The 16336-nt window shown below is 59.4% G+C and carries 16 protein-coding genes; 9 read left to right on the top strand and 7 right to left on the bottom strand.

Features of this window, described 5'->3' with window-relative positions; genetic code table 11:
* The first annotated feature begins 72 nt into the window (after positions 1-72).
* The 4 genes from murQ (at position 73) to AC3EMD_RS00265 (ending at position 3881) form a co-directional block, all read left to right on the top strand.
* Positions 73-975, top strand: a complete 903-nt coding sequence (gene murQ / locus AC3EMD_RS00280; RefSeq protein ID WP_012967024.1) for an N-acetylmuramic acid 6-phosphate etherase — start codon at positions 73-75, stop codon at positions 973-975.
* Between the two features lie 24 nt (positions 976-999).
* Positions 1000-2430 carry a PTS N-acetylmuramic acid transporter subunit IIBC gene (gene murP / locus AC3EMD_RS00275; RefSeq protein ID WP_008806779.1) on the top strand — a complete coding sequence of 477 codons (1431 nt, stop codon included), beginning with the start codon at positions 1000-1002 and terminating at the stop codon, positions 2428-2430.
* A gap of 151 nt (positions 2431-2581) precedes the next feature.
* A complete protein-coding gene (locus AC3EMD_RS00270) occupies positions 2582-3484 on the top strand; it encodes a DMT family transporter (RefSeq protein ID WP_002923118.1) in 903 nt (300 codons plus the stop codon).
* Between the two features lie 106 nt (positions 3485-3590).
* Positions 3591-3881: a YicS family protein gene (locus AC3EMD_RS00265; RefSeq protein WP_002923120.1), complete on the top strand. Its 291-nt coding sequence runs from the start codon at positions 3591-3593 to the stop codon at positions 3879-3881.
* A gap of 3 nt (positions 3882-3884) precedes the next feature.
* Here AC3EMD_RS00265 and AC3EMD_RS00260 read toward each other — a convergent pair whose 3' ends face one another.
* From AC3EMD_RS00260 to galB, 4 genes are read right to left on the bottom strand one after another with little or no spacing between them, the layout of a single operon-like run.
* Positions 3885-4748: an NAD(P)-dependent oxidoreductase gene (locus AC3EMD_RS00260; protein WP_032731515.1), complete on the bottom strand. Its 864-nt coding sequence runs from the start codon at positions 4746-4748 to the stop codon at positions 3885-3887.
* A 2-nt stretch (positions 4749-4750) separates the two neighbouring features.
* Positions 4751-5836, bottom strand: a complete 1086-nt coding sequence (locus AC3EMD_RS00255) for a 4-oxalomesaconate tautomerase (RefSeq protein ID WP_060619540.1) — start codon at positions 5834-5836, stop codon at positions 4751-4753.
* Positions 5837-6550, bottom strand: coding sequence for a 4-carboxy-4-hydroxy-2-oxoadipate aldolase/oxaloacetate decarboxylase (locus tag AC3EMD_RS00250; protein WP_038421920.1), 714 nt, complete (start codon positions 6548-6550; stop codon positions 5837-5839).
* Positions 6547-7287, bottom strand: a complete 741-nt coding sequence (gene galB / locus AC3EMD_RS00245) for a 4-oxalmesaconate hydratase (RefSeq protein WP_008806774.1) — start codon at positions 7285-7287, stop codon at positions 6547-6549. The genes AC3EMD_RS00250 and galB overlap by 4 nt, the downstream gene beginning before the upstream one ends.
* Positions 7288-7414: 127 nt before the next feature.
* On the opposite strand from galB, the gene AC3EMD_RS00240 reads away from it, so the two are divergent.
* Positions 7415-8641, top strand: coding sequence for a LysR family transcriptional regulator (locus AC3EMD_RS00240; protein ID WP_023323406.1), 1227 nt, complete (start codon positions 7415-7417; stop codon positions 8639-8641).
* Here AC3EMD_RS00240 and AC3EMD_RS00235 read toward each other — a convergent pair.
* The 3 genes from AC3EMD_RS00235 to AC3EMD_RS00225 form a co-directional block, all read right to left on the bottom strand.
* Positions 8638-9900, bottom strand: a complete 1263-nt coding sequence (locus AC3EMD_RS00235) for a gallate dioxygenase (protein WP_008806772.1) — start codon at positions 9898-9900, stop codon at positions 8638-8640. The two genes, AC3EMD_RS00240 and AC3EMD_RS00235, sit on opposite strands and share 4 nt — an antisense overlap.
* Before the next feature lie 13 nt (positions 9901-9913).
* On the bottom strand, positions 9914-11284 hold the full coding sequence (locus AC3EMD_RS00230; protein WP_008806771.1) for an MFS transporter: 1371 nt from the start codon (positions 11282-11284) through the stop codon (positions 9914-9916).
* Between the two features lie 211 nt (positions 11285-11495).
* The gene (locus tag AC3EMD_RS00225; RefSeq protein ID WP_032691298.1) at positions 11496-12437 is read right to left on the bottom strand and encodes a LacI family DNA-binding transcriptional regulator; all 942 of its coding nucleotides are present in this window, start codon (positions 12435-12437) and stop codon (positions 11496-11498) included.
* A gap of 293 nt (positions 12438-12730) precedes the next feature.
* On the opposite strand from AC3EMD_RS00225, the gene AC3EMD_RS00220 reads away from it, so the two are divergent.
* The 4 genes from AC3EMD_RS00220 (at position 12731) to AC3EMD_RS00205 (ending at position 16303) form a co-directional block, all read left to right on the top strand.
* On the top strand, positions 12731-13045 hold the full coding sequence (locus AC3EMD_RS00220; protein WP_004145041.1) for a PTS sugar transporter subunit IIB: 315 nt from the start codon (positions 12731-12733) through the stop codon (positions 13043-13045).
* A gap of 11 nt (positions 13046-13056) precedes the next feature.
* Entirely contained in the window at positions 13057-14379 is a 1323-nt protein-coding gene (locus AC3EMD_RS00215; protein ID WP_008806769.1) for a PTS cellobiose transporter subunit IIC, read from the top strand.
* A gap of 97 nt (positions 14380-14476) precedes the next feature.
* Entirely contained in the window at positions 14477-14779 is a 303-nt protein-coding gene (locus AC3EMD_RS00210) for a PTS lactose/cellobiose transporter subunit IIA (protein WP_002923158.1), read from the top strand.
* Between the two features lie 144 nt (positions 14780-14923).
* Entirely contained in the window at positions 14924-16303 is a 1380-nt protein-coding gene (locus AC3EMD_RS00205) for a carbohydrate porin (protein WP_012540271.1), read from the top strand.
* Positions 16304-16336: the final 33 nt, after the last annotated feature.

The raw sequence follows: 16336 nt of genomic DNA, 5'->3' as shown, positions 1-16336 counted from the left end.
TCGTGATACTCTTCACAGGCAAGGAATAAATAATTCCTTATACTGCGCGCCACTGAGAATAACGAGGTTTCTATGAGTATCGACCTGAGCAAACTGCTGACCGAGCGACGCAACGCCAACAGCGCCAACATTGACACCCTCTCCACCCTCGACATGCTGACGGTGATAAACCAGGAAGACCAGCAGGTAGCCCAGGCGATTACGCCCTATCTGCCGCAGATTGCCGAGGTGGTGGATAAGGTCGCGACGGCGCTGCAGGCCGGTGGCCGCTTGATTTATATCGGCGCGGGTACCTCAGGGCGTCTGGGGATCCTCGATGCCAGCGAATGCCCGCCAACCTTCGGCACCCGCCCGGAGCAGGTGGTGGGGATCATCGCCGGCGGACATAAAGCGATTCTCAGCGCCGTGGAAAACGTGGAAGACAACAAAGCGCAGGGGGCGATGGATCTGCAGAACCTGAACTTCAGCCACCGCGATGTGCTGGTGGGACTGGCGGCCAGCGGACGCACGCCGTACGTCATTGGCGCCATGGAATACGCCCATAGTCAGAATGCCTTTGTCGCCATCGTCAGCTGTAACCCGCATGGCGAAATGGCCCAGCTGGCGGATGTGGCGATCACCCCGGTGGTCGGCCCGGAAGTGGTCACTGGCTCTACCCGTCTGAAAGCCGGTACCGCGCAGAAGCTGGTGCTGAACATGATCTCCACCGGGGCGATGATCCGCGTCGGCAAGGTGTACAGCAACCTGATGGTCGACGTCGAAGCGACCAACGCCAAGCTGATTGAGCGCCAGGTCTCTATCGTGATGGAGGCGACCGACTGCGATCGTCCCACTGCCCGGAAGGCGCTGGAGGCCTGCGGCCGCCACTGTAAAACGGCGATCGTGATGGTGCTGGCGGACTTAAGTGCCGAAGACGCGCAGTCGCTGCTGGCAAAAAACAACGGCTATATCCGCAAGGCGCTCAGCAACACCTGAGCACCGACAGACAGGTAACGGGCAATGGCAAAAATAACGAAAGAAATGATAGCGCGGATCCTCGCCCACGTAGGCGGCGCCGCAAACGTCGCGCAGGCGGGCAACTGCATGACGCGCCTGCGCTTGACCCTGCGCGATGAAAGTCTGGCCGACAGCGCCGCCATCCGCCAGATTGACGGCGTAATGGGGGTGATCGTCAGCGACGAGCAGTTCCAGGTGGTGCTCGGCCCCGGCAAGGCGCAAACCGCCGCCGAGATGATGAACGTCCTGCTGGAGGAGGCGCCCGCCGCGCCGACGCTGGCCGACGTCGCAGCGGAGAAAAAGCAGGCGCTGAAGGGCAAGCAGACCAGCGCGGTGCAGAAGTTTCTCGCCAAATTCGCCACCATCTTTACGCCGCTGATCCCCGGCTTTATCGCCGTCGGGCTGCTGCTGGGCTTTGCTACCCTGGCGGAACAGGTCTTCGTGCTGGAGAACGCCCATCCGAACGCCAGCCTGGTAGCGCTGATTGGCTATATGAAGGTCTTCAGCAAAGGGATGTTCACCTTCCTGAGTATCCTGATTGGCTATAACGCGCAGAAGGCGTTCGGCGGCTCCGGCGTGAACGGCGCGATTATCGCCTCGCTGTTCGTGCTGGGCTACAACCCGGAGGCAACCAGCGGCTTCTACGCCGGCATTTCCACCTTCTTCGGCCACGGCATCGATCCGCGCGGCAATATCATCGGCGTATTGATCGCCGCTATCCTTGGGGCGTGGGTTGAACGCCAGGTGCGGCGGGTAATGCCGGCCAACCTCGATATGATCCTCACTTCGGCGGTGACGCTGCTGATCATGGGCGCGGTGACCTTTACGGTGATCATGCCGATTGGCGGCTGGTTGTTTACCGGCATGTCGTGGCTGTTCCTGCATCTTAACGGCAACCCGTTTGGCTCGGCGGTGCTGGCCGGCCTGTTCCTGCTGGCGGTGATGTTCGGCGTCCATCAGGGGTTTGTCCCGGTCTATTTTGCGCTGGTGGACGCCCAGGGCTTTAACTCGCTGTTCCCGATCCTGGCGATGGCCGGGGCCGGGCAGGTGGGGGCGGCGCTGGCGCTATTCTGGCGGGCGAAGCGCGATTCGCTGCTGCGAACCCAGATTAAAGGGGCGATTATTCCGGGCTTCCTCGGGATTGGCGAGCCGCTGATCTACGGCGTCACCCTGCCGCGGATGAAGCCGTTTGTCACCGCCTGCCTCGGCGGCGCCTGCGGCGGGTTCTTCGTCGGACTGATCGCCTGGCTGGGGCTGCCGGTCGGCCTGAACACGGTGTTCGGCCCGTCCGGGCTGGTGGCGCTGCCGCTGATGACCTCCGGCAGCGGAATTTACGCCGGGATGGCGGTCTACGCCGGCGGGCTGGCGGTCTCCTACCTGTGTGGCTTTGTCCTCACCTGGCTGTTCGGCAGTAAAAATGTCGATTTAAGCTAGAACGCGACTGTCGGGTAGTGCCCGGTGGCGGCTTCGCCTTACCGGGCCTGCAACATCGTTACGCCGCCGCGCCCGACTACCATTTCCTGCCCCGCCGCCCGGGCTGGCGCATGCTATGATTCCCCTTTGTCATATTTCGCTTGAGGAAAAGATGGGCTCCAGCAAAAAAGGGATGCTGAACGTACTGATTGCCGCCGTGCTGTGGGGCAGTTCCGGGGTGTGTGCGCAGTTTATTATGCAGGAAAGCCAGATGTCGTCGCCGTTTCTGACCATGACGCGTCTGCTGTTCGCCGGGCTGATCCTGTTGATGCTCGGCTTTGTTCACGGCGACCGCATTTTCCGCGTGCTGCAAAACCGCCGCGACGCCCTCAGCCTGCTGTTTTTCTCGCTGTTTGGCGCGTTAACCGTGCAGTTCACCTTTCTGATGACCATTGAAAAATCCAATGCCGCCACGGCCACGGTGCTTCAGTTTCTGTCGCCTACGATCATCGTCGCCTGGTTCGCCCTCGCCCGCAAAGCGCGTCCCACTCCGCTGGTGCTGGGAGCTATCTGCACCTCGCTGGCGGGCACCTTTCTGCTGGTGACCCACGGCAACCCAACGACGCTGTCGATTTCGCCGGCGGCGCTGTTCTGGGGGATCGCCTCGGCGTTTGCCGCCGCCTTTTATACCACCTATCCCTCGACGCTGATTGCCCGCTACGGGACGCTGCCGATCGTCGGCTGGAGCATGCTGTTCGGCGGCGCGATGCTGCTGCCGTTTTACGGCGGCCAGGGCACCGATTTTGTGGTGAACGGTAGCCTGCTGTTAGCCTTTTTCTACCTGGTGGTGATCGGTACTTCGCTGACCTTCAGCCTTTATCTTAACGGCGCGCAGAAAATTGGCGGCGCGAAGGCCGGGATCCTCAGCTGCGCCGAACCGCTGAGCAGCGCCCTGCTGTCGCTCCTGCTGCTGGGGATCACCTTCACGCTGCCGGACTGGCTGGGCACTCTGCTGATCCTCGCGTCGGTGGTGCTGATCGCCATCGACTCGCGGCGGCGGGTGAGAGCCGCCTGAGCAGGCGATAAAAATTGCATTTTCAATAAGTTAAACTGACCACTATTTGCGTGTTTTCGCGCCTGCGCATATAGTTGACGGAAGCGATTACGGAAGGAGAAGCCTGATGAAAGCATGTTGGATGGTATGCCTGGTCACCGCCCTGAGCGCCACGTCGGCGTGGGCCGAATCACCGCTGCAAAGCCTGCAGTTCGAGCAGCAAAAACAGCAGGTGCTCAAAGCGGTGAAGGAAAAATGCGCGCCAGCAAGCCACCTCAGCGACAACGATTTTGCCAATAAAGTGCTGGCGACCGACGGTAACAAGAACGCGGTCCGCGAAGCAACGCTGGCGAAAGAGCGCAATAACCAAAAAAGCTACCAGGCCGCAATCGACAAAATCGTCTGTCCGGCCAAATAGCGGTTATTTCAGCCTGGCGACCAGCGTTTTCCAGTCAAACGGCGTCAGCTGCCTGTAGCTCAGGCTACGGGCGGCCATCTGCTCCGGCAGCTGGCGCTGGCTTTTCGCGATCGCCTCGCTCATTATCCCGGCGCTCCCCACGTCACGCAGGGTTTTCACCACCTCTTCCATCTCTTCGCTGCGCCGAATGCCATGTTCCGCCACCCGGCTGATCAGATAGTCGGGGAACGCTCCTGTCCAGCCCAGAGAGGGGAAACTATGATGCAAGGAGCTAAGCACCTCCTCCTCGACGCCATATTCACGAGCCGCGAACAGGCATTCTGTGGTAAGCGCTTCAAGACCTTTGATCATCACGCTACGGCACATTTTTATCGCCGACACCTGGCCCACCGTACTGGCGCCATAGCGGGCATTCAGCCCCAGCCCCTGCAGACGCGGCGCGATCGCCTCCGCCTGCGGCCCGCCGATCAATAACGGTGTCTGCAATCGGGCCGGCGGTACCGGCGCCATCACCGCGACATCGATGTAGGTGCCCGGCAGAAAATGTTCAGCCGCCTGCCGTTTCGTCTCCGGCGCCACGGAGTTGAGATCGAGGAAGTATTGCCCCGGCTGCAGCAGCGCGGCCGCCTGCTGCGCCACCTTTAGCGCCTCACCGGCGGTCACAGTAGAAAAAACCAGCGTGGCCCCCTCCAGCGCCTGCGCCAGCGAATTTCCCACCTGAACGCGCGAATCACGGGCTTTTTTGCCCATCGCCTCTCGCGCCGGGCCATTGAGCTTGCAATCCCACATGGTCACCGCATGCTCACGGGCAAGATCCGCCGCCAGAATGCCACCCGCCTCGCCAAAACCAATAAACGCGATCGTCATCATTACTCCTCACGCGGCCAGACGCGGGCCGGAATAAAAACCTCGCCAGCAAACAGCAGTCGCGCCGTGCGTAACAGGCCGCAGCCAGCCAGGGCGCCGTCAGCATCAAGCTGAAGCGTTACGCTAAATTCGCCTGTCGGATGCTCAACGCTGAGCAGCGGCGTATCGCCTGGCGCTACCTGCGCCAGGCCCTGCGCGACAGAGCCGGGGAGCAGACAAGCGCTGGCCACGCTCACCGCGCCAAACACGCCGATTGACGCGTGGCAGCGGTGGGGGATAAAGGTGCGGCTGCTGATGGCGCCGCCGTGTCGCGGTTCGGCGATCAGGGTCATCTTGGGCACCGTGCGCTGGCTGACGTCGCCAAGCTGCATCAGCGGCCCGGCCTGCAGGCGAATCGACTCCAGGCGACGTTTAAGCGCATCGTCATTATCCAGCTGTTCGCGCGTCTCATAGCCGGTGCAACCGAGGTCGGAAGCGCGCAGCAGGATCACCGGCATACCGTTATCGATGCAGGTCACCTCAACGCCGTCAAAACGGTCACGAACCCGGCCGGTCGGCAGCAGCGCCCCGCAGCTGGAGCCCGCCACATCAAGAAAATGGAGCAGGATCGGGCTGGCGCTGCCCGGCACGCCATCGATACGACTCTCGCCGGCGTAGTCGACCCCGTCGGCATCGCAGGGGATCTCTGCCACCGCCAGTTGCCCCGTGTTCTCCATATAAATACGCACCCGAGTGAGCGGCGCATCGTGGCGAACCAGACCACGCTCGATGGCGAAAGGGCCAACGGCGGCAAGAATATTGCCGCAGTTTTGGCCGTAATCCACGGTGGCCGCCGCCACGTTCACCTGGGCAAACAGATAGTCCACATCGGCGTCAGACCGTGCGGAGCGGCGGATAATCGCCACTTTACTGGTCAGCGGATCGGCGCCGCCGATCCCGTCAATTTGCCGGGGATCAGGCGAGCCCATCACCGCCAGCAGCACCGCATCACGTTGCACCGGATCGGCAGGCAGATCGTCAGCCAGAAAACAGGCTGCCTTCGAGGTGCCGCCGCGCATCCATAGACAGGGGATTCCGCGTTGCGCCATTTATTCCTCCACCTCGTCTGCGCGGTCATAATACCGCAGCCCCTTTTCCGCCAGACGCGGGCGCATCGCGTAAATATCCAGCCCCAGCTCGCCATGGCGCATCCGCTCACGCTTCGCAAGCTCATTGCTCATGCGGGCTTCCGCTTTATCAAGCACATCACGGACCTGCGCGTGAGGCAGCACCACGACGCCATCGTCGTCGGCCACCACGACATCGCCCGGCTGCACAAGCTGACCTGCGCAAATCACCGGGACGTTAACCGAACCGAGGCTCTCTTTCACCGTTCCCTGGGCATAAACCTGACGGGACCAGACGGCGAATCCCATCTCCCGCAAAGTCTGCGAATCACGAATGCCGATATCGCCCACCAGACCGACCACGCCGCGCGATTGGAGAGACGTCGCCAGCAGATCGCCGAAGAAGCCATCGCCGCACGGCGACGTCGGGGCCACCACCAGAATATCGCCGGCGCGGCACTGCTCGACCGCGACATGAAACATCCAGTTGTCGCCTGGCGTCACCAGCACGGTTACCGCGTTGCCCGCCCGGCTGACGCCCTGCTGAATCGGACGGATTACCGGCCCCATCAGCCCCTGGCGCTCCCAGGCTTCATGGAGCGTCGCCACCCCGGCCGCCTCACAGCGGCGCAAAACCGCCTCGTCATGGCGCGGCAGATGGCGGATCACAAGGCCTTTTTTATTTAACAGGTTCATGCCAGGTTCTCCGTTACGCGGGGGAAGATGCTCTGGAAGGCTTCGCCGTGAACGATATCGCGCGCGGCCGTGATGCCGATATTGCGTTTGGCCTGCACTCCGCGCTGCAGCGCCACGCGGGTGTAGTATTCCCACAGATGCTCCTGACCCTGCATGCACTGAATGGCCTGATACTTCTTCTCCCAGACGGCGGTGATGTCCAGTAACACATCGGGTTTCCAGTTGCACTGCTCCGGCTGGTGCGGTTCGAAACAGTAAACCGGGGGAGCAGCGACAATTTTCTCGCCGGGGCGATAGCCTTCTGCCTGAGCGATAATCCGAGCCTCCTGCGCCAGATGGGAGGCCAGCGGATGATCGTAGTTATAGGGATCGTGCAGGGAGTGCGTCAGGACAAAGTGGGGCTGGATACGGCGATACACATCCGCCAGACGAAACAGCGTCTCTTTATCGGCGCGCAGCGGATAGTCGCCGATATCAAAGAATTCGACGCTGGCGCCCAGGATCTCAGCGGCGGCCTGCGCCTCTTCGCGACGCACCTGCTTCACCGCCTCCTCGGTCATGTTGCCTTTGCGCCACAGTTTGGCGGACTCGCCGCGCTCGCCAAAGGATAAACAGACCACATGGACCTGATAGCCCTGCAGGGCATGCAGCGCTATCGCACCGCCCGCGCGCCAGACGAAATCGGCTGAGTGGGCGCTGACGACAAGGGCACTTTTTTCGCTAACCGGATGAGACATGATGGCTTCCTCTGTTGTTTTTTTCAGCTTGTCATGTCCCGTCGCAGGGAGGTAATTCGTTAACTTGCGAAGGCTATGATTTTTATTTATGTTGTCGACTCACTCACTGTTTCAGGCCTGACGAACCATGCTGAAGAAAAAGCACGATAAAATCATAAATATCATGCAGCTGCGCTTTTTCTGTCAGGTCGCGCTGCGCGGCAGCGTCTCGCGTGCGGCCGATGACTTATTCCGCACGCAGTCAGCGATAACCCGGGCGATCCGCGACCTTGAATCCGCCTTGAACCTCACGCTGTTCGAACGCCATTACAGCGGCATGGTGCCCACCGAGTATGGCAAGTGCATCCTGCCGCGCGCCCGGCGGGCGATTGACGACCTGCAGGCCATTCCGGCGCTGTTGCAGAAACACCATACCCGCACCAGCGGCCCGCTGGCGGACGCCGGCTGGCTGTTCAATACCCGCCGGTTAGCCATATTTATTCAGCTCTATCACGTCAACCATACCCAAACCGTCGCGCAACAGTTGGGGATCACCCAGCCGGCGGTCAGCGCCGCGCTGAAGGTCCTGGAGAAAGGGGCGGATTCGGCGCTATTTCGCCGGACGCCAGAAGGGGTGCGCCCCACGCCCGCCGCGGAGCTACTCTATCCCCCGGTAAGCAGAGCGCTCAACGAGCTGGAAAACATCTGGAGCGATATCGCCGCCCGTCGCGGGGTGCTGGAGGGCACCGTGCGCATTGGCGCCCTGCCGCTGAGCCGGACCCGGCTACTGCCCTCCGCCATCGCCGCCTTTCTGGCTCAGCACCCGGGCATTACCCTCATGACCAATGAAAGCCCGTATGAGTCGCTGGTCGCCGATATGCGGGCAGGTAATATCGATTTTATTATCGGCGCCCTGCGTCAGGATGAAGATCTTCCGGACCTCTGTAGCGAGGCGTTATTTGAAGAGGATATGTTGATTTTACTGCGTAATAACCACCCGCTGCTGCGCCATCCGGATCCGCGCAGCCAGCTGGCGACCGCGCAATGGGTGCTGCCGCGCGCCAACGCGCCGGCGCGCCATTTGCTGGATAAGGCGTTTATCACCCTGGGGCTGCCGCTGCCCCAACCGACGGTGGAGACCGGGGATGCGGCGATGGTGAGAGGATTGCTGCAGGACTCCGACATGCTGGCGGCGGTCTCCGCCAGCCAGATGCGTTTTGAAACTGACAATGGGCTGCTCAGCGTGTTGCCGGTCCCCCTGCCCGATACCACCCGGCGTATCGGGCTGACGTTTCGCGCCGGCAGCCTGCCCTCCCCGGCGACGCAGGCGCTGTTGCGTTTTATCTATCAGCAGGTTCAGGACGGGACCGTTTAACGTTTACCCGCCACCGAATAGGTTACCTGTTGGTTGCGCGTTTGCTGAAACGCCTCCAGCGTCTGCCCGCGCATCGCGGCGTAAATATGCAGGTTGGATACGCCGACCACCGCGCCCATTTTCTCCAGCAGGAAGAAACTGGCGCCATACTGAATCAATCCCCGCCAGTCGCGTGCGTTGAGCAACTGCTGTTCCTCCTCACTCAGTCCGGCTTCGGCATAAAGCGACTGAGGCGACTGCAGAAAACGTTCGCGCCAGGCAGGCTCAATCAGCCGATGCAGGAAACGGTTAAGCCGCAAGCCATTCAGGCTGCGCTCGTGGGTAAAAGGATAGGTTCCCGGCAGTTTCTCCACCCCGGCCAGCTGCTGCGCCATATGCTGGCGATGGCGCGTCAGGGTATCGACGGGGGGCAGGCGCGCATTGTTCTCAAGGATCAGCGTGGCGATACCGGTCATCGACGGCAGGTAATAGTCGCGCCAGGTTTCGGTGACATTGGCTGATAGCGCGCCGCGCATCACCAGCCACATGATCACTTCGGACCCCTCCATCCCCCCCAGCTCAGCATATTCGCCAAGGGTCATTTCGGTGAGCTTTTCCGGGTCATTAACCAGCATGTCAACAAACTGGGCATCCCAGTCGGGATTATTAAATCCGCAGCGCTCGCCATGAACCTGATGCGAGAGCCCGCCGGTCGCGACAATCGCCACATTGATATCTTCCGGGAAGCTTTCAATTGCCCGGCGCAGCGCCTGGCCGAGTTTGTAACAACGGCGCGCGCTCGGTACCGGAAATTGCAGCACGCCGATCTGTAACGGGATCACCGCCGTCGGCCACCCCTGCGCTTCATCCCAGGGCAGCAGCGCCGAAAGCGGCGAGAAAAGGCCGTGGTCGAGCTTTTTATCCATAAAGAACGACATATCAAACTCATCGGCCATCAGGCTGGCGCCAATGTGCCTTGAGAGCGCCGCATTGCCCTGGACCGGCGGCAGACAGCGTGGTCCGCCGCCTTCATCGGCAACGTCATATTGACTGTCGATTCCCAGCGTAAAAGTCGAATAGTGATCGAAGAAAAAGGCGGTCACATGATCATTAAAGATGTACACCAGCGCATCCGGTTTTTTCTCCTCCAGCCAGCGCTGCAGCGGTTCGAAGCTCTGGAAGATCGGCGACCACGCCGGGTCCTGCTGTTTATGATGATCGACCGCGAAGCCGATAGTCGGGGTATGAGAGACGGCGATACCGCCGAGAATGTTAGCCATCAGATAACTCCACTTATCGGTGTTCCAGGGGGGATGACAAAGCGTCCAGTTCTGCCTCTGTGAGTCGAGGCTTAGCGTGATTCATACGGTGCAACAAAATACAGATCCCCGCCAGGCAGGCCGGCAGCGCAAGCACCAAAAAGATCGACGAGTGTCCCGGCACGGCCAGCATCAGCATCCCACCCAGCGTGGAGCTGAGAATAGCCCCGGTACGGCCGATACCATGCATCCAGCTGACGCCGGTAGCACGGATCTCGGTTTGATAATAGGCTGGCGAATAGGCCTGCAGACCGTTCTGCGCGCCGTTAATGCACATCCCGCTGATAAAAATCAGCACCGACAGCGCCGCCGATCCGAAATCCATCAACCCCTGGGACAACAGGCACAGGCAGCCGAGGAAATAGGTTGCCGCAATCACGGCTTTCGCCGAAGCACGATCCATCAGCATACCGACAAGGATCCCGCCCAGCGGGCCGCCGAGCTGGAACAAGCCGGTCATCATCGCCGCCTGCTGCAGCGACAGCCCGCCGGAGCGGAGAATGGTTGGCAGCCAGCCGTTCAGCAGATATATCACGAACAGCCCCATAAAATAGGTCAGCCACAGCGCTATCGTGCCGCGGGCATAGCCATGCCGAAACAGCTGCGCCACTTTATTGCTGCGCGTGATGGGCGGCGCATTCAACTGAAAAACGGTTTCCGCCGTAAACTGGCCCCCAAGCCGGTTAAGCGCCCTGGCGATCTGCTCGCCCGGTAGCCGGCGCGCCACCATGTTCATCGCCGACTCCGGTAACATCACGATCATAAAGGGGAGCACCACGAGCGGCAGCACGCCGCCAAAAATCAGCGCCGAGTGCCAGCTGTAATGCGATAACAAACCGGCGGCGATAAAGCCGCCGAGGCCGGAACCCACGTTAAAACCGCTGTACATCAGGGTGATCATCACCCCTTTACGCCGCTCCGGCATATATTCTGCCACCAGCGTGACGCAGTTGGGCATCACCGCGCCAAGGCCAAGGCCAGTAAGAAAACGCATCAGCGCCAGTTGCGATGGGCTTTGCGCCACGGCGCCGGCCAGGCTGAACAACGCAAACAGCGCCACCGACCAGAGTAAAATGCGTTTTCGGCCGTAGCGGTCAGAAAGCGGGCCCGCCACCAGGGCGCCAATGGCGACGCCGAACATGGCCGCCCCAAGAATCGGCCCCATTTCAGCCCGGCTGATGCCCCAGTCCTCAATGAGCGCCGGGGCGACAAAGCCCATCACCGCGGCGTCATACCCATCCAGCATAATGATGATGAAACAGAGCAGCAGCACGTTCCATTGAAAGCGCGAGACCGGACGGGCATCTATCCACGCTTTCACATCGACAACGTTCATGTGATTCATAGGGTCACTTCCTTAAGCAGGCGGTACGAATGTTCTGGTTAGTGTTTTTTGAGTGGAACTTTCGTACTCAACTTAAGGCAGGTCACGCAGGCTGTCCGGTTCGAAAACCCGGCGTCAGATATGAGTTTTATTTATAATGTGAGGGATACGACAAAAACCAGCCAGCAAAAAACCCGCAGCCAACGGCGGCGGGTCAGGGCAAGAGCGGTGTTCAGTGCTTCGGAATAATTAAATCGCCGCGCAGCGGGCTGCCGCCCGGGTTGTCCGTTTTCTCGGTCAGCCAGTTGACGATCCGCGACGCCATCGCGTCCATGGAATATTCAATGGCCGGAATGGTGGGGATACCGGGCAGCTGTAACGATCCGGCGAGGCTAAACACCATCACATTTTGCGGAACGGCGCGGTTAAACGCCTGCAGCTGCGGCACCACGCGCTGCGCCTGCTGTTCATCGCTCACCAGCAGCGCGTTAAAGTTCAGCGTCGTGGCGTTATTGACCAGCTCCTGCACCGCCACCGACGGCGAGGTGTTATCCAGAAACACCAGGTTGCGATTAAACGGCAAAAAGTTTTTTTCCAGCGCGTGCTTGTAGCCCAGCAGCACCTGGTCGGCAAAGCCGCTGCTCTGCGGATGAATCAGCGCAATCTGCCGTCTCCCCTGGCTAATCAGATAGTGGCAGGCGGTTTCGGCAGCGAAGGCATGATCGAACTGAATGCTGTTGTCGCCCTCGCTGTCGAGGCAGTCCACCAGCACCACGTCCGGGCGGTTAATATTCAGGGGAAAACGCGCGCCGATGATCAGCACGTTATCGCACAACCCGCAGGTCAACTCCTCCAGCGAGCTCATCACGCCGTTGCTGGTGTTGGCGAAGCGCAGCAGCAGGTGCTTCTGGTGCTGGCTGAGCTGTTTTTCCAGGGCGTAGAGATAGCTGGTGGTTTGGTTGATGTTGTCCTGGGCGCAGATGACGCCGATACAGCCGGTGGACTGGCTGAGCAACGACTGGGCTATCATGTTTGGCCGGTAATTGAGCGCTTCCGCCGCCTGCAGCACCGCCTGACGACTGGCTTCCTTCACGCCACGTGAGCCGCTCAACACTCGCGACACCGTGGCTTTGGAAACCCCGGCAAGTCGTGAAACATCATTGATTGTCGACATCATTTTCCCCTGCGCGGGCGCCGCGTCCCGCCAAAATCCTGTAAACCTGAATCGCTTCAATTGTGACCAGCGCAGTATATCCATTTCACCATTTGTTTGGAAACCGATTTTCCATTTCAGCGCAAAACATCGCCAAATCGACAGAATAATGTGAGCGAAATCCAATAAATCCGCCCCATAAGCAGGAGATCTTGACCACTATCACAGTTCTGCTTTTTATGAATGGAAACCGGTTTCCGTCTGATATCAAATCATCCACGCAATAACTTTTTACATTTTGAGGATGGTCGTCGATGTACAAGATTATGCTGTGCTGCTCTGCCGGGATGTCCACCAGTCTGCTGGTCAGAAAGATGGTGGAGGCGGCGAATGAACGTGACCTGCCGGTGCAGATTGATGCCTATGGCGTTTCCGAATTTGACATGCAGTTTCCGCAGTATCAGGTGGTGTTGCTTGGCCCCCAAGTGAAATACATGTTGAAAACCCTGTCTGACAAAGCGGCTTCCCTGAACATTCCCGTTCAGCCCATCGATACGATGGACTACGGTATGCAGCGGGGAGACAACGTCCTGAATTATGCTCTGTCGCTGATCCCAGCGGCGCACTGAGAGGTGTTGAAATGAGTTCTCTGTATCAGTCCATGATTGCCGTGATCGAGCAATCTATTACTCCGCTGGCAGGACGCCTTGGGCAGCAGAAATACGTTATCGCTATCCGCGATGGCTTCACTGCCGCCTTGCCGTTTATGATCATCGGCTCTTTCATGCTGGTATTTATCTTTCCGCCGTTTTCACCCGATACCACCAACGGCTTTGCCCGCGGCTGGCTTGATTTCTCCCAGCACTACCGCGAACAGCTGATGCTGCCGTTTAACCTCAGCATGGGCGTGATGACCTTCTTTATCTCGGTCGGCATTGGCGCCAGCCTCGGTCGTCAGTTTCAGCTCGATCCGGTGATGTCCGGTCTGCTGGCGTTTATGGCCTTCCTGCTGGTCGCCGCGCCCTATGCCGATGGCAAAATTTCCACTCAGTATCTGTCCGGTCAGGGCATTTTCACCGCGCTGATCACCGCCATCTACTCCACCCGCGTTTATGCGTGGCTGAAGCAAAACAACATTACGATTCGTCTGCCGAAAGAGGTCCCCACCGGCGTCGCCCGTTCGTTTGAAATCCTGATCCCGGTGCTGGTGGTCATTGCGACTCTGCATCCGCTGAACCTGTTTATCGAAGCGCAGACCGGGATGATCCTGCCGCAGGCGATCATGCATCTGCTGGAGCCGCTGGTTTCCGCCTCCGACTCGCTGCCGGCGATTTTGCTCTCCGTTCTGATGTGCCAGATTTTCTGGTTCGCCGGGATCCACGGCTCACTGATTGTTACCGGCATTATGAACCCGTTCTGGATGGCCAACCTGTCGGCAAACCAGGCGGCGCTGGCGGCGGGTACGGTGCTGCCGCACGTCTATCTGCAGGGCTTCTGGGATCACTATCTGCTGATTGGCGGTGTCGGTTCGACTCTGCCGCTGGCTTTCCTGCTGCTGCGTAGCCGGGCCACTCATCTGCGCACCATCGGCAAGATGGGCATTGTGCCGAGCTTCTTTAATATCAACGAGCCGATTCTGTTCGGGGCGCCAATCATCATGAACCCGATGATGTTTATCCCCTTCGTCTGCGTGCCGATGGTCAACGCGGTGCTGGCTTACGGCGCGACGCGTCTTGGCTGGCTGAGCCAGGTGGTGTCCCTCACTCCGTGGACCACGCCGGCACCGATTGGCGCGTCGTGGGCGGCCAACTGGACCCTGAGTCCGGTGGTGATGTGCGTTATCTGCATGGTGATGTCGGCGGTTATTTACCTGCCGTTCCTGCGCGCCTATGAACGTTCCTTAATGAAAACCGAAGTTGAGAAAGCCAAAAATAGCGTTCCAGTGGCAGAAACCGTTAGCTAATCCCTCTCCTTCCGGAGAGATAATAAGATGACAGCGTAATAATGCAGAAAATGGACTTTCACTGCATTATTAAATAATAAATACCTCAGGAATACACATGATTGAATTAGAAGATGCGGTAATGGAAATTATCGTTAATGCGGGACAGTCACGCTCATTATGTTTTGAAGCGCTGCATGCGGCCCGAACCGGAAATATCGACGAAGCGCGCTTACTCTTAAATGAGGCCGACGGCTACGCCCGCCGGGCGCATCAGATGCAGACCCAGCTCATCGGGCAGGATGCCGGTGAAGCGCGTCAGCCTATGACGCTGATTATGGTACATGCCCAGGATCATCTGATGAATTCGCTGCTGGCCCGTGAGTTCTCAGAAGAATTAATCCATCTGTACCAGCGTTAATTAATATGGAATAACGTCAGCGAGAATATTATTCTCCGGCGTCGCTGTACCCTAAAAAACAAATCAGCTTATTTTGGTTATTTATTTTAGCCAGAATGGGATGGTTATTATCTGAAATATATTAATTATTAAAGCGAGATAACCATGAATACTGTGAAAAAACTGCCTTTAGCCATGGCGGTGGTCGCCGCGCTGTGCCCAATTTCTGTCATGGCGCAAGAATTTACGCAGGAACAGATCGACGCCATCGTTGCCAAAGCCGTTGATAAAGCGCTGGCCGACCGCCAGGCGAAAATCGACGCCGCGGCCAACAAAAAGGTCGACGTGATCACCAACCCGCAGACAACCGCCGCCTCGCCGGATATGGCCATTCCGTTCGGCCTCAAGTTCAGCGGCTATGCCCGCTATGGCGCCCACTTCCAGACCGGCGACCAGAAATATGTCGGCGTCGACGGCTCCTATAACGGCGCCTCGGCGATCGGCCGTCTCGGCAACGAAAGCAACGGCGGCGAATTCCAGATCAGCAAGGCCTTCAAAAGCGCGCAGGGGGCTATCTGGGATCTCAACGTGATGTTCGACCACTGGAGCGACGAAGTTAACCTGAAGAAGGCCTACGTCGGCGTCACCAACGTGCTGGAATCCAACCCCAACGCCTATATCTGGGCCGGCCGCGACTTCCACCAGCGTCCGCAACAGGGGATCAACGACTACTTCTGGATGAACCACGACGGCCAGGGCGCCGGGGTGAAGAACTTTGATATCGGCGGCGTGCAGTTTGACGTGGCGACGGTGTCGCAGGTGAAATCCTGTAGTCCGGAAGTGATGGCAGACGAGACCAACCCGTCGCGTATCACCTGTACCGGCAGCTCCGACACCGGCGACAACGGCCACTACGCGCTGACCACCAAAACCCACAACATCAAGGCCGGGCCGATCGACGTCGAGGTGTACGCCAACTACGGCTTTGACTCGAAGGCGGTGGACAGCGACGCGCGCCTCGAAGCCTGGCAGGGCGGCCTGGTGCTGAGCCACACCAACGACAGCGGGGTGAACAAGGTGATCCTGCGCTACTCCGACAACTCGGATAACAGCGTCTACAACAAAACCGACGACCTGACCACGGTCTACGCCAGCTTCGAGGGCAGCCATAAGTTCACCCAGCAGGCGCAGATCGAATACCTGCTGGCTTTCCATGACTACGACAACGGCAAGGACAACACCGACAACCGTAAAAACTACGGCGCCATCGTCCGGCCGATGTACTTCTGGAACGACGTGCACTCCACCTGGCTGGAAGCGGGCTACCAGCGCGTGGATTACGACCAGGGCGGGGATAACCACGGCTGGAAGCTGACGCTGTCGCAGAACATCGCCATCGGCATGGGGCCGGAGTTCCGCCCGATGCTGCGCTTCTATGTGACCGGCGGTCAGGTGGACAACGAGCATACCGCGAAGGTTAACGGCACCCAGGACCAGCAGCTGGATTCACTGAACGTCGGTGGAATGTTTGAGGCGTGGTTCTGATGCGATAGCGTTGTCGAAGGAGCGTTCCCGGCT

It is taken from the genome of Klebsiella sp. PK18 (genome assembly GCF_057784655.1).
Note: the sequence above shows the minus strand (reverse complement) of the source record. Positions and strands in the feature narration are given on the sequence as shown.

Bases quoted from the DNA above. Each gene is read 5' to 3' on its own strand.
- murQ (WP_012967024.1), top strand. From the start codon at position 73: ATGAGTATCGACCTGAGCAAACTGCTGACCGAGCGACGCAACGCCAAC.
- murP (WP_008806779.1), top strand. From the start codon at position 1,000: ATGGCAAAAATAACGAAAGAAATGATAGCGCGGATCCTCGCCCACGTA.
- AC3EMD_RS00270 (WP_002923118.1), top strand. From the start codon at position 2,582: ATGGGCTCCAGCAAAAAAGGGATGCTGAACGTACTGATTGCCGCCGTG.
- AC3EMD_RS00265 (WP_002923120.1), top strand. From the start codon at position 3,591: ATGAAAGCATGTTGGATGGTATGCCTGGTCACCGCCCTGAGCGCCACG.
- AC3EMD_RS00260 (WP_032731515.1), bottom strand. From the start codon at position 4,748: ATGACGATCGCGTTTATTGGTTTTGGCGAGGCGGGTGGCATTCTGGCG.
- AC3EMD_RS00255 (WP_060619540.1), bottom strand. From the start codon at position 5,836: ATGGCGCAACGCGGAATCCCCTGTCTATGGATGCGCGGCGGCACCTCG.
- AC3EMD_RS00250 (WP_038421920.1), bottom strand. From the start codon at position 6,550: ATGAACCTGTTAAATAAAAAAGGCCTTGTGATCCGCCATCTGCCGCGC.
- galB (WP_008806774.1), bottom strand. From the start codon at position 7,287: ATGTCTCATCCGGTTAGCGAAAAAAGTGCCCTTGTCGTCAGCGCCCAC.
- AC3EMD_RS00240 (WP_023323406.1), top strand. From the start codon at position 7,415: ATGCTGAAGAAAAAGCACGATAAAATCATAAATATCATGCAGCTGCGC.
- AC3EMD_RS00235 (WP_008806772.1), bottom strand. From the start codon at position 9,900: ATGGCTAACATTCTCGGCGGTATCGCCGTCTCTCATACCCCGACTATC.
- AC3EMD_RS00230 (WP_008806771.1), bottom strand. From the start codon at position 11,284: ATGAATCACATGAACGTTGTCGATGTGAAAGCGTGGATAGATGCCCGT.
- AC3EMD_RS00225 (WP_032691298.1), bottom strand. From the start codon at position 12,437: ATGTCGACAATCAATGATGTTTCACGACTTGCCGGGGTTTCCAAAGCC.
- AC3EMD_RS00220 (WP_004145041.1), top strand. From the start codon at position 12,731: ATGTACAAGATTATGCTGTGCTGCTCTGCCGGGATGTCCACCAGTCTG.
- AC3EMD_RS00215 (WP_008806769.1), top strand. From the start codon at position 13,057: ATGAGTTCTCTGTATCAGTCCATGATTGCCGTGATCGAGCAATCTATT.
- AC3EMD_RS00210 (WP_002923158.1), top strand. From the start codon at position 14,477: ATGATTGAATTAGAAGATGCGGTAATGGAAATTATCGTTAATGCGGGA.
- AC3EMD_RS00205 (WP_012540271.1), top strand. From the start codon at position 14,924: ATGAATACTGTGAAAAAACTGCCTTTAGCCATGGCGGTGGTCGCCGCG.